Here is a 14,435-nt window from a genome sequence, read left to right on the forward strand (position 1 = left end):
CCTGCTCGTTCTCACCGCCGCGCTGTCCTTCGGCGCCGCCGCCGCCCAGACGGCCGCGACCGCCAGCGCACCCCAGGTGCCCGCACTGACCGACGTCCCCGCCGGTCACTGGGCCAAGGACGCCATTGACCTGCTCGTCAGCAAGGGCATCCTCCTCGGCTACCCCGACGGCACCTTCCGCGGCACGCAGAACCTGACCCGTTACGAAGCCGCCGTGATCATCGCCCGCCTCCTGGGCCAGATCAAGACCGGTGAAGTGACCACCACCACGATGGACGAGGAAACCCTGACCGCGCTGCAGAACGCGATCCAGGAACTCGCCGCCGACCTCGCCGCCCTCGGCGTGCGCGTCAGCGACCTCGAAGAGAACGCCGTCAGCCGCGACGACTTCGCCCGCCTCGAAGAGCGCGTCGAGATGCTCGCCGCCGCCAACGGCGACGCCGAAGCCCTCGCCGGCCTCACCAGCCAGATCGACGACCTGACCGCCCGCGCCGACGACTACGACACCCTCCGTGCCGACGTCGACGACAACGCCAGCCAGATCGCCGCCCTGAACGACCTGACCGTCCTCCTGAACCAGGACATCCTGAACCTCCAGGACCGCGTCAGCGCCGTCGAAGCCGCCCAGGCCGACCTCGTCGCCCGCGCCGACTTCGACGCCCTCGGCGGCCGCGTCACCACCGTGGAAACCAAGGTCACCGACCTCAGCAACCGCGTCGCGACCCTCGAGAAGTACGCCTTCAGCATCAAGCCCAGCCTGACCGCCACCTACTACGTGGCCCGCGCCAACCGCGACATGGACATCGACCGCCTGCTGCCCGGCACCGTGTTCAGCACCGGCACGGATGACGACGACGACACCAGCGACGCGCCCCGCGACTACGCCGACTTCACCGGCAGCAAGGTGCTCGTGGGCAACGGCGCCGCCAACTTCTACGGCTTCAGCACCGCTGCTGGCCCCGTCCATGTCGAAGGTGAAACCACCCTCGACTTCAGCATCGACTTCGGCACCAGCAGCAAGCTGACCGCCAACACCAGCGCCGCGACTGGCGCCTACGTCAAGAGCGCCGGCGGCCTGAGCGTCAACAAGGTCGACATCGCCTTCGGCATCCGTGCGGGCCTCCCCGACGACGCTGCGACCGCCCCCGGCCCTGACGGCGAGTACGGCACCGCCGATGATGTCCTGTACCCCCAGCCTGATATCTACAGCCCGGATACCGGCTACAACTATCAGCCCCTGTTCTTCTACTTCGACCAGGGCACCGCTGACTTCACCGTCGGCAACACCCCCGTCACGATCACCTTCGGCAAGAGCCTGAAGTTCAAGTTCGCTGACTACCTCGGCGACAACGACACCGACGGTCGCGGCGACGGCTACATCGTCAATGTGGACGGCAGCAACCTGCCCCTGATCGGCGGCCTGAAGCCCACCCTCCAGGGTGTGTACGGCAGTAAGGGCGGCGCGAACGGCGACAACCTGTACTACCGTGGCATCCGCGCCACCATCACCCCCGTCGGTACCCTGAAAGCTGGCGTGCACGTTCTTCAGGAAGGTGCTGATGCAGCGGCTGTGGCTACGGCGAACTACATCGCCACCGATCGTCCTGCTGCGGGCACCACCCCTGCATACGCTGGCGTGACCAACAGCTTCACGAACGACGTGACGGCCTTCGGCGCCGACCTGCACGGCACCGTGGCTGGCTGGCAGCTGGACAGCGAGTACGCCAAGAGCACCGTAGTGACCACCACCGTGGCTGCCGACACCCTGGCTCAGACCAACGTGAAGCGTGAAGAGCAGGCCTTCTACGCCAAGACCAGCGGTACCCTGGGCCCGGTCAAGGTGTACGAACTGAACTACCGCACTGTCAGCGCTGGCTACGACGCCACCGCCGGCATCATGGAAGCCAGCCCCCGCGACACCGACAACGGCAGCACCGCGCCCTTCGAGGCCAACCGCACCGGATTCGGCGTCAAGGCCAAAGTCGACCTGTTCGGCCTGCTCAACGTGGGCGGCTACTGGGACAACAGCGTCGAATACGGCGCCAGCCCCCTGGAAACGGCGACCGAGACCTCCGCGATTGTCAACCGTGGCGTCGCTGCCAAGGCGAACCTGTTCAACCTGGTCACCGTACGCGGCGGCTACTACGAACTGCTGACCGGAACCACTGCGCCCGTCGACTTCAGCAACGACCCGGAAATTGACGCCAACTACCAGGGTATTAACCTGATCCGCACCAACGTCCGCGCAGACGTCACTCCTGGCCGCGGCTTGAGTGTCGGCGCGTACTACCGCAACGTTGAAGCCAACGGCGTCAAGGTGCAGAACGACGGCTACATGACCTACTACGCCGGCGAGTTCGGCAACGCGGGCAACGACTTCACCTACACCGTCCGTAAGTACAACAGCAGCTTCGGCCTGACCAACAACGAGTTCAACGACAACTCCGGTTGCGGTGAGCAGCAGCCCGCTATCCGCAGCACGGACGTTGACATGGTTGCCCGCGCACTGACCTTCAGCCAGAACAGCTTCAGCGACGTGCTGTGCTACAGCGCCTACGGCGTTGAGCTTGCCCACGACGGCAAAGCTGCCGACGCACTGGTCAAGGGCCTGAGCTTCCGTGCCGGCTACGCGAAGCGCTACCGGGACGCCACTGAGGATTACACCAACACCTTCGTGTACGCCGACGCGCTGTACAGCAACAAGTTCGGTCCTGCCCAGGTCGACGTGAAGGGCATCGTGAGCAGCGACACCTACGCTGAACAGACCACCGATACCGCCGCAGCCAACAGCCTGGCCACCGCCTTCGGTGTGAAGGTCGTCACCGACACCCTGAACGTCGCGTTCAAGCCCAGCTTCGAAGGTCAGTTCGGTTACTACAACCGCGGCTACGACTTCTACGACGCTGCAGGTGCGACCAGCCGCGACTACACCGCCAACGCCATGAAGTACGTCGTGGGCGTCAAGCTGAACGAGTTCCTGCTCCCCAACACCAAGCTGGCCGTGTACTACGCCGGCTACCAGGGCAAGAACCGCATCTACCGGAACAACCCCACCGCGACGGACCTGGCTGCCGGCTCGCAGACCGCAGGTTCCTTCCGCGACTCCAACACCGGCGCGACCATCAACCAGAGCCTGCTGTACGTGGAAGCCAACTACTACGACCTCAGCTTCGGCTACGGTTACGGCACCCTCAGCATGCGTGACGCGAACGGCGCTGTCGTCGCTGGCGCTGCTGACACCAAGGGCTCCGTCTTCAAGATCACCTACAAGGTCAACTTCTAAAGTTCACCGGCTGAATGAACTCCCCGCCCCGTGCGGGGGGTTTTCTTATGGTGTTGTGCGGGCAGGGCCGCGCTGGCAGGAGCGGGAGTCGGTAGAATCGCCGCATGCTTGCCGTGTTTGGTCACCTGAACCCCGATACTGACGCCATCACCGCCGCGCTGGTGTACGCGCGGCTCCTGACCCGCCAGGGCGTGGACGCGACCGCGTACCGCCTGGGCGACCTGAACTTCGAGACGGCGTTCGTCCTGAAGGAAGCTGGAGTGGACGCGCCGGCTGTGTTGCCTGAACTGCCCGCCGGGGCGCCCGTGGCCCTCGTGGACCACAACGAGAGTGCCCAGTCCACCCCCAACCTCGCGGAACTGAACGTCACGCGGGTTGTGGATCACCACAAGCTGGGTGACCTGACGACCGCGCAGCCGCCCTACCTTCGCTTCGAGCCGGTGGGGTGCACCGGGACGATCCTGCTGAACCTGCACCGCGAGGCGGGCCTGACCGTGGAGGCGCTGGACGCCCGGTTGATGCTCAGCGCGATCCTGAGCGACACGCTGCACTTCCGCAGCCCCACCACCACCCAGGAGGACCGGGACGCCGTGGCGTTCCTGGCGCCCGTGGCGGGGGTCGAGGACGTTGAGGCGTACGCGCTGGCGATGTTCGCCGCGAAGAGTGACCTGGGGGACACCCCGGCGGACACGCTGCTGCGCATGGACTACAAGGTGTTCCCGTTCGGTGAGGTGGCCGCGCCGCACAGCTGGGGCATCGGCGTGATCGAGACGACCAACCCCGGGTACGTGTTCGGGCGGCAGGCGGAACTGCTCGCCGCGATGGATCAGGCCAAGGCGCAGGACGGCCTGAGCGGCGTGCTGCTCAGCGTCGTGGATATCCTGAACGAGACGAACCGCACGCTGGTCCTGAGTGCCACCGAGGAGAAGGTGCTGCGCGAGGCCTTCGGCGCGAGCGTGGACGGTCAGGTGGCGGACCTGGGGGGACGGATCAGCCGCAAGAAGCAGATCGTGCCGACCCTGGAAGGGTACTTCGCGCCGCAGAGCTGAACCCGCCGACCCGGTGGCCCGCTTCCCGCACAGGGGGCGGGCCCCTCTGCTGTTCACGCGCCCTATGCTGGACGGATGACTGATTCTGGTGACCTCTCTGGTGACTTGGCGTGGGTGTTCGCGCGGCAGCGCTTCGGGATGCACCCCGGCCTGGGGCGGGTCGAGGCGCTGCTGTCGCGGCTGGGTGACCCGCAGCGGGGCTTCCGGACGGTGCTGGTGGGCGGCACGAACGGGAAGGGGTCCACGGCGGCGTCCCTGGCGGCCATGCTGCGCGCCGGGGGCGTCCGGGCGGGGCTGTTCACCAGTCCGCACCTGACGCGTTTCACCGAGCGGTTCGTGGTGGACGGTGCGGAACTCCCGGAGGCGCAGGTCGCGGCGGCCCTCGCAGAGCTGCGGCCGCACGCGGAGGAGGTGGGCGCGTCGTTCTTCGAGGTGATCACGGCGCTGGGCGCAGAGCTGTTCCGCGGGGCGGGCGTGGAGGTCGCGGTGATGGAGGTCGGCCTGGGCGGGCGGCTGGACGCCACGAACGCCCTCGACCCCATCCTGAGTGTCCTGACGAATGTGGGCCTGGACCATACCGAGGTGCTGGGTGACACCCGCGAGGCGATCGCGCGGGAGAAGGCGGGCATCCTGCGCGCGGGGCGTCCCGCGGTGACGGGCGTGGCGGCGGACCTCCGGCCCATCCTGCGCGCGGAGGGCGCGGACCTGTGGGCGCTGGGCGAGGAGGCGCACCTGAGCGTGCAGGGGCACGGCTGGGACGGCTCGGACGTCACGGTGGACAGCCCGGTGGGCACGGTCACGCTGCGTACGCCGCTGCTGGGCGCGCACGGCGCGGCGAACGCGGGACTGGCGGCGCTGGCGGGACTGCGTCTGGGCCTGAGTGCCGGGGAGGTGCAGGCGGGCGCGCAGGCGACCCGGTGGCCGGGCCGCCTGGAGGTCATCCCGTGGCGCGGCACGCGGGTGCTGCTGGACGGCGCGCACAACCCGGACGGCGCGCAGGCGGTCACGGCGGCCCTGCGGAGCCTGGGCGTGGACCGGATGCCGCTGGTGTTCGGCGCGGCGGGCGACAAGGATCTCGCGGGGGTCGCGGCGGCCCTGCGGCCCCTGGCTTCAGAGGTGATCCTCACGCGGGCCGCGCTGAGTCCCCGCGCGGCGGACCCGGCCGGTCTGGCCTACCTCTTCCCGGAGGTGCCGCTGACCGTCACGGACCACCCGCAGGCGGCGCTGGAGGCCCTGGCCGCCCGGCGCGCCCCGCAGGCGCTGGTGTGCGGCAGCCTGTACCTGCTGGGCGAGGTGCGCCCGCTGCTGCTGGGCGAGGCCAGCGAGGATCGCGAGCGCTGGCAGTGAGACGGATTCCGTCTGTTTCGTTGGCAACCCGGGACCGCACCGGGTTGCCAACTCCACGCCCGGAACCCGTTTTTCTCCTGCTCGCTCCGCTCGGATTGAATGGCTGACAAAGCCATTCAATCCGAGTCCGTATGACCGCATTCCCGCTGGACCGGGTGTCACGGCGCGCTACCCTGGGGGGTGATGACCACCTTCGATGAACTGAGCCGCCGCCTGGGTCAGGTGAGCGACCTGGGTGCCGCCGCGAGCCTGCTGTCCTGGGAGCAGGAGACCTCCATGCCGCCCGAGGCGGCCCGCGTGCGCGGCCTGCAACTCGCGACCCTGGCGGGCCTGTCGCACGAACTGTTCACCGCGCCCGAAACCGGCGCGCTGCTGGACGGCGCGCTGCCCGACGGCGACACGCAGGCGGCGGTCGTGAGGGTCGCGCGGCGCGACTACGCGAAGGCCACGCGCCTCCCCACGGCGTTCGTAGAGGAGCGCACCCGCGCGCAGAACGAGGCCCACCACGCCTGGGTGCACGCCCGCGAGCACAGCGACTTCGCGTCCTTCGCGCCGTACCTGGAACGCATGATGGACCTCGCGCGCCGTCAGGCGGACCTGATGGGCTTCGACGATCACCCCTACGACGCCCTGATCGACGACTACGAGCCCGGCATGCGCGCCGCGCAGGTGAAAGAGGTGTTCGCGGACCTGCGCGACCGCACGCTGCCGCTGCTGGAGCGGATCCGCGCCGCCAGGGACGCCGCCGACTACCGCGTCCTGACCCGCCCGTTCCCCGCCGACGCGCAGAAGGCGTTCGCGTGGCGCGTGGCGGGTGAGGCCTTCGGCCTGACCGGCGACTTCGCGCGGCAGGACGAGAGTGCGCACCCGTTCCAGTCGAACTTCAGCCGCAGCGACATCCGCATCACGACCCGCGTCGAGGCGTACTGGCCCGCGTGCCTGTTCGGCACCTGGCACGAGACCGGGCACGCCATGTACGAACGTGGCGTGCACGAACGCTGGGAGCGCACCCCGGTGTCCGCCGGGGCGAGCCTGGGCGTGCACGAGAGCCAGTCGCGGATGTTCGAGAACCTGCTGGGCCGCAGCCTGCCGTTCTGGCAGCGCTACTTCCCGCAGTTGCAGGACGCCGCGCCGCAGGTCACGGCGGGCCTGGACGCGGCGGCGCTGTACCGCGCGGTGAACCGCGTGCAGCCCAGCTTGATCCGCGTGGAGGCGGACGAGGTCACGTACAACTTCCACGTGATGCTGCGCTTCGAACTGGAACTCGCGCTGCTGGAGGGTTCCCTGAGTGTCCGCGACCTGCCCGAGGCGTGGAACGCGAAGATGCAGGCGTACCTGGGTCTCACGCCGCCGGACGACGCGTCGGGTGTGCTGCAGGACATCCACTGGTCGGCGGGCCTGATCGGGTACTTCCCGACGTACACGCTGGGGAATCTCCTGAGCGTGCAGCTGCTGGAGGCTGCGCGTCAGGACGCCGGGGTCGCGGCGGGCATCAACCGCGCCGAGTACGGCCCGCTGCGCGCGTGGCTGGTCGAGCAGGTGCACCAGCACGGCCGCAGCCTGACGCCCGCAGAGCTGACCGTGCAGGCCACCGGGCGGCCCCTGAGTGCCGATCCGTACGTGGCGTACCTGACCCGCAAGTACGGCGAGATCTACAGCCTGAGCTGAGGGGCAAAGAGGACGCCCCGACCGTCAGCTGGTCGGGGCGCCCTTCGTGGTCTCGTCGGCTTACACAGCCTGGCGGCGCTGGGCGTTCGTGACGAGGTACGCGCGGGCGGAGTTCAGCCAGGTCTGGGCGAGGTCGCTGTGGGGGTGCTGGCGTTCGCGTAGCGCCTGGACGCTGAGGTTCAGCTGGCGTTCGACGCGGCGGACGGCGCCCAGGCCGCCCTCGTTCTCGACCTCAATCAGGGTGTTCAGGAGGGTGGTGGGGTGGGCGTAGCCGACGCGGATGCTTTCAGCGATGGTGTCCAGGGCGCGCATGGGGGGACTCCTTCCCGCCCGGGCGGGGCGGCGAGGCGAGCAGGGTGAAATTCTGCTGTGGGCGAATCCTTCTTGTGATTACGATATTAGCAGAGGGGATCGTGAAGGGCAAGAAGGGTTAATCCTTATTCTGTCTTGACCGTAGCGGGGGGCGGTGTTACACTCCAACCAAGGCTCCCGTATTCTGCCCACAGGCAAACCCTGGGGCAGACAATCGGAACCCCAGGCGGCACGCGCCCCAGCCCCCAGCGGGCCGGTCCAGGCGTGAGGCCACGCCGCAGCCGAGGAGGTGAAACATGAAACTGCACGAAAGACTCCGCGAACTGCGCAGCGAACGCGGGCTGCGGCTCAAGGACGTCGCCGAGACCGCCGGGATCAGCGTCCCGTACCTCAGCGACCTCGAACGCGGCCGCACCAACCCCAGCCTGGAAACCCTCCAGACCCTGGCCGGCGCGTACGCGATCACCGTTCACGACCTGCTCGAAGGGGTCGAGTTCTACGGTGCGTCCACCGAGGGCGCGCTGCCCAAGGGCCTCGCCGACCTGGTCGCCGACCCCACCCTGGGCCCGCAGATCACGCCCGACTGGGTCCGCACCCTGTCCCGCATCGAACTGCGCGGAAAACGTCCCCGCGACAAGCAGGACTGGTACGAGATCTACCTGCACCTCAAACGCATCCTGAACTGACGTTCAGTGCCAATAACCCCCACCTGCACGGGTGGGGGCTTCCTGTGGTCTGATACGGATTCCGTTTATTTCGTTGACAGATCGGAACGCCACCGATCTGCCAACTCCACGTCCGGAATCCGTTTCTCTTCTCCTCGCATCCGCTCGGATTGAACGGCTTTATAAGCCATTCAATCGGAGTCCGTATGAGTCGGAGTAACTGCTCAGCAGGGCAAGCTCAGGGGTTGAAGTTAGGCATGAGCACGTCACCCGTGAACACGCTGACCAAGCCCTCCCAGACGCTGAGACCTTGCTTCTGCAACGTGGACATGTAACTCCTGATCCGAGCGAAATTGCACCCACCCTCCTCGGACCGGAATCCTCCAGATACCTTGCGTTTCACGCACCATGCCCGCACGTCCCGCTCCGCCTGATTGTTATCAAACGGCACTCGGCAGTCATGTAGGAACAGCAGCACCGCTGCGCGGTGCTGCTGGCACCGCAACGCCAGATTCCGCCCATGTGACTGCTTCGTCGGACCGCGTCGCCCTGGAACGGGCGGCGCGGCTGGGTTGGCCAGCAAGCCCTCCTCAAGCAGTTCATCAAATCGCCGTTCAAACGCCGTGCGGGCCTCTGGGCTCAGCGTCCCGGCGTTCAGGTCGTGATACACCGTCCTCAGCGATTCCCGAAGTGCGCCAGCCCACACCTGCCCATGGTGTTCGGCCAATCCCCGCAGCTCCCGCAACAGATGAGCTCCGCACAGGGCATGCTGTGCCGGAAGTTTGAAGTACGAGCTCCAGGCGTCGTGGACCAGGATGCCGGTGTACTTCGGCAGGACCTTCATGTGCTCCAGTGCCGCGAGGCCGCGCCGGGCATGCTGGCCGTAGAACGTGAGCTGCGCGCAGCTCACGACATGCATCCAGTGCAGCTTCCCGTTCACCGGGCTGCCGGTCTCATCTGCATGCAGCACCGGTTGATGTGTCAGGGCTGTCCTGAGTCGCCCTTCAAAGTCCTGCAGTCGCTCCGCTGCCAGATTCAGGTTCAGCGCGATGGTGCCATCACTCGGGCGTGCTCCGCAGATTGCGTGCAGGATTTCACTGGTGCGTTCGAGGGGCACGAAGTGCGCCACGTTCAGATACACCGTCAAGGCGTGGACCCGTGGACCGTATTGCACCTGAGCCGTGACGTGCGTGGGGAAGGGTGCTCGCTGCCGGGAACGACATCCAGGGCAGATCTTGACGTCGGCGCGGTATTCGGTGACCTGAAGGTGGAGGTCGGGGAGGTCATGAACCTGTCGAGCGACCTGGGTGTCGACTGGAACGTCATCCCAGGCCTGCCCGCAGGTGCAGTGTCCCGTCACCGGGAGATCGACGATGACGTCGGGATGCGCGGACATCTTGAGGGTCTTGCCGGGGTGATCGGGTTGAGCGCCAGAAGACCGGCCGGTCTTCTGGCGCTCACTCTTGGGCTGCCAGGGCTTGTCCTGACTGGGAGGCTGACTGGATGTGGTGCTGTTTCGGGCCAGTTGAGCTTTGATGGTGCGAAGTTCAGCCAGCACCTCAGCGAGCTGGGCTTCGAGTTCACGGACGCGTGCCTCGAGTCGTTTGCAGTTTGGGCAGGGGACCTCGCTGATGGTCCACCTTACCCAATCGACTCCGGAAAATCACCCTGCTGAGCAGTTACGAGTCGGAGTCCGTATAAGACGGACTTCAGGTGATTGCTCGTCGTTCAGCGTCGCCCGGTGGTTCCCTCCCCCTTCCGCTGCTGCGCAACTCCGCGAGTCCAGCAGGGGGAGCGGGGACAGCACGCGATCACGCTGGAGGCGAGTCACTTTCATCCCGTCTGAAACGGACTGCCGTTTGTTTCGCCCTCTACACTGGGCTGCCCATACCGCGCCCGTGAGCCTCCTGCGCCGGTCGAACCCGACGGGTGCGGCACGCCCTCCAATCGGCGTCGGATGACCTTCAGGCGGCCTGGGATTCCAGCGGGACTTCAGGGGGATTGCCGGTGCGGCTCAGGAGCAGCGTGCCCGCGCCCCAGGTGCCGCCCACCACCGCCAGCGCGAACGCCACTGGAGGCACGCTCAGGCTGGCCGCCACGGCACTCAGGCCCACCATGGCCCCCACCGCGTCCGGGACGGGCAGCCCCGCGCGGTATGCCAGCGCGCGGCCCGCGTCGTACGCGCTGACGCTCAGGCCCACCGCGATCAGCAGCACCGCCAGGGCCGCCGCCAGCAGGGCCGGGCCCAGCAGGCCCGCCAGCGCCAGCCCGCCGGCCGGGCCGAGCAGTGCCGCCAGCGACAGCACGCCCAGCGCCAGCGTCCGCACCGGCGCGTGCCGCTGCCGCCGCGCCAGCAGCGGCGCCAGACCCGACACGAACAGCAGCAGCAGGGCCCCGCCGGTCAGACCCACGAACACCTGCGGCCACGCCGCGCCGCCCAGCCAGCCCAGGACCGGGCGGAACGCGGCGGCCGTCACGGCGCCCAGCCCGCTCGGCGCCTGGATCTCGCGGGCGGCGCTGTCACCGGGCACCTGCCCCAGCAGGGCCGTGACGGTCCCGCCCACCTGCGCGCCCGCCTCGCGGCGGATGTCGCCGAGCAGGGTCACGACCTCGCCGTCCACCTGGGCGTCGGGGGCCAGCACGATATTCCCGCCCGCCGCGAGCACGTTGCCCTTCACGGGTCCGTGCACGACCACGTCCCGCCCGAAACTGACCGTGCCGTGCGTGACCACCCCGTACAGCGCCGGGAGGGTCAGCGCGGCACTCACGGCGAAGGCCAGCCCTCCGAAGCGCTGCGTGGCGGGTGCGGGCCGCCACGTCACGGCGGCGCTCGTCATGAGCAGCAGCAGCAGCCCCACGCCGGCCAGCGGCGACACCTGCGCCAGCAGGGTCTGCAGCACCAGCGCGCCCGCCGCGAGGTTTGGCCACGCGGTCGAGACGGCCAGCAGCGTCAGCGCCACGAGCAGCGACACCACCATGATCAGCGGCGCCGGGTTGCGCGGCCGGTTCCCGATCAACGCGGCGGCTGCCGCCGGAGCGGGCGACAACTGTTCTGGCGGGGTGAGGCGCACCTGCTGCGCCACGGCGGCCGCGACACTGCCCGGCAGCGCGGGGACCGGCGCCCCCAGCGTCCGGTCCAGCCGCAGGTCCTGCACGACGCTGGCCGCGACCGAACGCGGCAGCGGCGGGGTCGCCAGCTGCGAGCCGAGCCGGACATTGCGGGCCACGCTGGCCGCCACGCTGCCGGGCATCGCGGGCGTGCGGGTCAGGGCCTGCTCCAGCCGCACGTCCCGCGTGATGGCCGATGCCACACTGCGGGGCAGGGCTGGCACGTCAGCCATCCTTGCGGACAGGGCCACCTCCGCCGCGACCTGAGCTGCCAGGGACCGGGGCAGGGGAGGGGAGACCAGCCGCGCCGACAGCCGTACCTCGCGCGCGACGTCCGCCGCCACGCTGCGCGGCAGCTCCGGCACGGCCCGCAGCGCAGGTGCCACGTGCGCCAGCCGCTCACGCTGCGCCTGCACCTCCGGCGGGAGGGCGCGCAGCAGTGCCGTCTCGGCGGGGGTCAGGTCACCGTCCGCCTCGCGGTGCAGCAGCTCCAGCCACGCCCGCCCATCCCCCGATCGAAGAGTCTCCACGCCCATACGGTGCCTCTACGTTCAACCTTCGCCGGAAGTTCCCGGCGCCGCCACACCACCCGAAGGGGGGGCCGCGTAATCGCCGCTCTTGCCGCCACTCTTGCCCAGCAGCCGCACGCCCGTCACCTCGATGGCCTTGCTCGCCGCCTTGAGCATGTCGTACACGTTCAGCGCCGCGACCGTCACCGCCGTCAGGGCCTCCATCTCCACGCCGGTCGGGGCGGTCGTGCGGACCCGCGCCCACACGTACACCCCCGCCTCCTCCAGCGTCACGCGGACGTCCGCGCCCGACACCGGAATGGGATGACACAGCGTGATCAGGTCCGCCGTGCGCTTGCAGCCCGCCAGCCCCGCCAGCCGCGCCACCGTCAGCGGGTCCCCCTTCGGATTTGTACCTGCCTCCAGCGCAGCGCGCGCCTCGGGCGGCAGGCGCACCCACGCTTCCGCCGTGGCCTCACGCGCCGTGGCGACCTTCCCCGAGACGTCCACCATGCGCGGCAGCCCGTCCCGGAAATGCGTCAGTTCCGGCACGTCCTGCCCCTGGGCCAGCTCAGTCCGCCGTGTCACTTCCGTCCTCTGGGTCACCTCAGTCCTCTGGGAGCTTCAGGTCCGCCAGCGCCGCGAACGGATTCTGCTTGGCATGCAGCGACCCCGACGGGGTGCCCAGTTCGTCGTCGATCTCCTCGACCGGCACCTGCGCCATGTGCTCGCACGGTCCCTCGTTCAGGTCGTGCCCGCACACCTGACACAGCCCCTTGCAGGCCTCGTCGTGCAGCACGCTCAGCGGCGCGCTCAGCAGCGTCGTCTCCGCGAGGTACGCACCCAGGTCCAGATCCGGATCGCCGAACACCAGCACCTCCTCACCGGTGTCGGCCTCCTCCAGGTACGGCTGCTCCGCCGAGGGCTCGTAGCGCATCAGCGTACCCAGCTGCACGTCCACGGGCACCTCCACGTCGCGCAGGCAGCGGGCGCACTCCATGATCAGCACCGGCTCGAACGAGCCCTGCAGGTACATCTCCGAGCCGCCCAGCGTATTGACCGACACCTCGAAGGGCGCCGGGGACGCGAAGCGCAGGGTGTGCAGCTGCCCGCCCTGCTCGTACTGGAGGTGATCAAGGTGCCCTTCTGCCTGCGCGTCGTCCAGCGTGGACCGCATCAGCGCACCCAGGTGAATCCGAGGTGAATCCGTCATACCCTCATCATAGGCCCGCGCGACTGACAGAACCCTGCCCCGCACCGCAAAACACCCGGCGCGGAGCGGTGCGGTCAGGCGAGTTCGACGAGGCTGGCGTCACTGATCGTCAGCTTGTGCGTGCGGGGCACCGTGCGGCCCCCCCTGACCTGGGCGCGCACGCCGATCAGACAGTCCTGCAATCTCTTGCTGACGTGCTCGATCTGCGCGCCCTCATCCACCACGCTGTGCTCCACTTCCGCGCCGCGCACCACCGTGCCCGAACCGATACTGGTAAAAGGCCCGATGTACGCGTCCTCGATCACGACGCCCTCACCCAGCATGACCGGGCCGACGATCTTGCTGCGGATCACGCGGGTCGACGCTGGAATGACCACCCGCCCCGTGATCCGGGAATCGGTGACCTCACCCTGAATGTCGCCCTCCAGCTGTTCCAAGAGCAGCCGGTTGGCATCCAGCAGATCAGCGGGGCGCCCAGTGTCCTTCCACCACCCCTGAACGGGTTGACCCTGCACGGTCAGCCCCGCATCGATGAGCCGCTGGATACCGTCGGTGATCTCATATTCGCCCCGCGCCGACGCCGGCATGCCGTCGAGCATCCTGAAGATCTCCGGGGTGAAGCAGTACAGGCCCGCCACGGCGAGGTTGCTGGGGGGATCCTTGGGTTTCTCGACGAGGCGGGTGATGCGGGTGCCGTCGAGCTGCGCGACACCGAAGGCAGTGGGGTCGGGGACCTCCACCAGGGCGATGAGGGCCGCGGGCCGGTCGTGCTGGAAGGCGTGGACGAAGGGAGCCGCGCCATGCTCGAAGAGGTTGTCGCCCAGATACACGCAGAAGTCGTCCTGCCCCACCCACTCGCGGGCCGTGAGGACGGCGTGCCCGAGGCCGAGCTGCTCGTGCTGGTCGATGAGGGTGATGTGCACGCCGGAGAGGTGCTCGACGGCGTGCTGAATCTCGGCGCGGGTGATGTCTGAAACGACAATGCCGATCTCGGTGATGCCGGCCTGCACGAGCGTGTGGATGGCGTGAGCGATGATGGGCTGACCAGCGACGCGCAGGACGGGTTTGGGGCGGGTGTAGGTCAGGGGCCGCAGGCGTGTGCCCAGCCCCGCCGCAGGAATGATCGCTTTCACGCCTCTACTTTATGTCCGTAATGCCTCTCATCTATCTGATCTGACCTTAGGCCACGGGTGGTCCGCTGCCAAACGCCGATCAGTCTATGCGGACACTGTTATCATCAACCGATGCAGCGGCATACGGTCATTCAACAGACAGGTCAGA

Annotated in this window: 11 protein-coding genes (1 of these 11 cut by a window edge); 5 read left to right on the top strand and 6 right to left on the bottom strand. The window is 68.4% G+C overall.

Features of this window, described 5'->3' with window-relative positions; all coding sequences use genetic code 11:
- From DEIGR_RS21425 to DEIGR_RS01360, 4 genes are all read left to right on the top strand, one after another.
- A protein-coding gene (locus tag DEIGR_RS21425; protein ID WP_058974614.1) for an S-layer homology domain-containing protein crosses the window boundary here: on the top strand, positions 1–3,283 show its 3' portion. Its footprint begins 11 nt before the window's first position; only the last 3,283 of its 3,294 coding nucleotides appear in the window; its start codon lies off the left edge, out of view; the stop codon is at positions 3,281–3,283.
- A 104-nt stretch (positions 3,284–3,387) separates the two neighbouring features.
- Positions 3,388–4,332, top strand: a complete 945-nt coding sequence (locus DEIGR_RS01350) for a manganese-dependent inorganic pyrophosphatase (protein WP_058974616.1) — start codon at positions 3,388–3,390, stop codon at positions 4,330–4,332.
- Positions 4,333–4,407: 75 nt separating this feature from the next.
- Complete coding sequence (locus tag DEIGR_RS01355; protein ID WP_058974618.1) at positions 4,408–5,679, top strand: bifunctional folylpolyglutamate synthase/dihydrofolate synthase; 1,272 nt, start codon at positions 4,408–4,410, stop codon at positions 5,677–5,679.
- Positions 5,680–5,862: 183 nt separating this feature from the next.
- Complete coding sequence (locus tag DEIGR_RS01360) at positions 5,863–7,347, top strand: carboxypeptidase M32 (protein WP_058974619.1); 1,485 nt, start codon at positions 5,863–5,865, stop codon at positions 7,345–7,347.
- Between the two features lie 60 nt (positions 7,348–7,407).
- Here the strand turns inward: DEIGR_RS01360 and DEIGR_RS01365 are convergent, their stop codons facing one another.
- Positions 7,408–7,659 (bottom strand): hypothetical protein, encoded by a 252-nt coding sequence (locus DEIGR_RS01365; protein ID WP_046843587.1) that lies wholly within the window; start codon positions 7,657–7,659, stop codon positions 7,408–7,410.
- Positions 7,660–7,955: 296 nt separating this feature from the next.
- Between DEIGR_RS01365 and DEIGR_RS01370 the strand changes: the two genes are divergently transcribed.
- Positions 7,956–8,345, top strand: coding sequence for a helix-turn-helix domain-containing protein (locus DEIGR_RS01370; protein WP_046843586.1), 390 nt, complete (start codon positions 7,956–7,958; stop codon positions 8,343–8,345).
- Positions 8,346–8,562: 217 nt separating this feature from the next.
- Here DEIGR_RS01370 and tnpC read toward each other — a convergent pair whose 3' ends face one another.
- The 5 genes from tnpC to DEIGR_RS01395 all read right to left on the bottom strand — a co-directional run bounded on the left by tnpC (position 8,563) and on the right by DEIGR_RS01395 (position 14,287).
- On the bottom strand, positions 8,563–9,957 hold the full coding sequence (tnpC, locus tag DEIGR_RS19535) for an IS66 family transposase (protein ID WP_083523886.1): 1,395 nt from the start codon (positions 9,955–9,957) through the stop codon (positions 8,563–8,565).
- A gap of 331 nt (positions 9,958–10,288) precedes the next feature.
- The gene (locus DEIGR_RS21020; protein WP_058974623.1) at positions 10,289–11,968 is read right to left on the bottom strand and encodes a bactofilin family protein; all 1,680 of its coding nucleotides are present in this window, start codon (positions 11,966–11,968) and stop codon (positions 10,289–10,291) included.
- A gap of 15 nt (positions 11,969–11,983) precedes the next feature.
- Entirely contained in the window at positions 11,984–12,529 is a 546-nt protein-coding gene (gene moaC, locus DEIGR_RS01385; protein ID WP_407638300.1) for a cyclic pyranopterin monophosphate synthase MoaC, read from the bottom strand.
- A 19-nt stretch (positions 12,530–12,548) separates the two neighbouring features.
- A complete protein-coding gene (locus DEIGR_RS01390; RefSeq protein ID WP_058974625.1) occupies positions 12,549–13,154 on the bottom strand; it encodes a YceD family protein in 606 nt (201 codons plus the stop codon).
- A 74-nt stretch (positions 13,155–13,228) separates the two neighbouring features.
- Complete coding sequence (locus tag DEIGR_RS01395; RefSeq protein ID WP_058974627.1) at positions 13,229–14,287, bottom strand: glucose-1-phosphate thymidylyltransferase; 1,059 nt, start codon at positions 14,285–14,287, stop codon at positions 13,229–13,231.
- Between the last annotated feature and the right edge of the window lie 148 nt (positions 14,288–14,435).

It is taken from the genome of Deinococcus grandis, from assembly GCF_001485435.1.
GTDB lineage: Bacteria > Deinococcota > Deinococci > Deinococcales > Deinococcaceae > Deinococcus > Deinococcus grandis.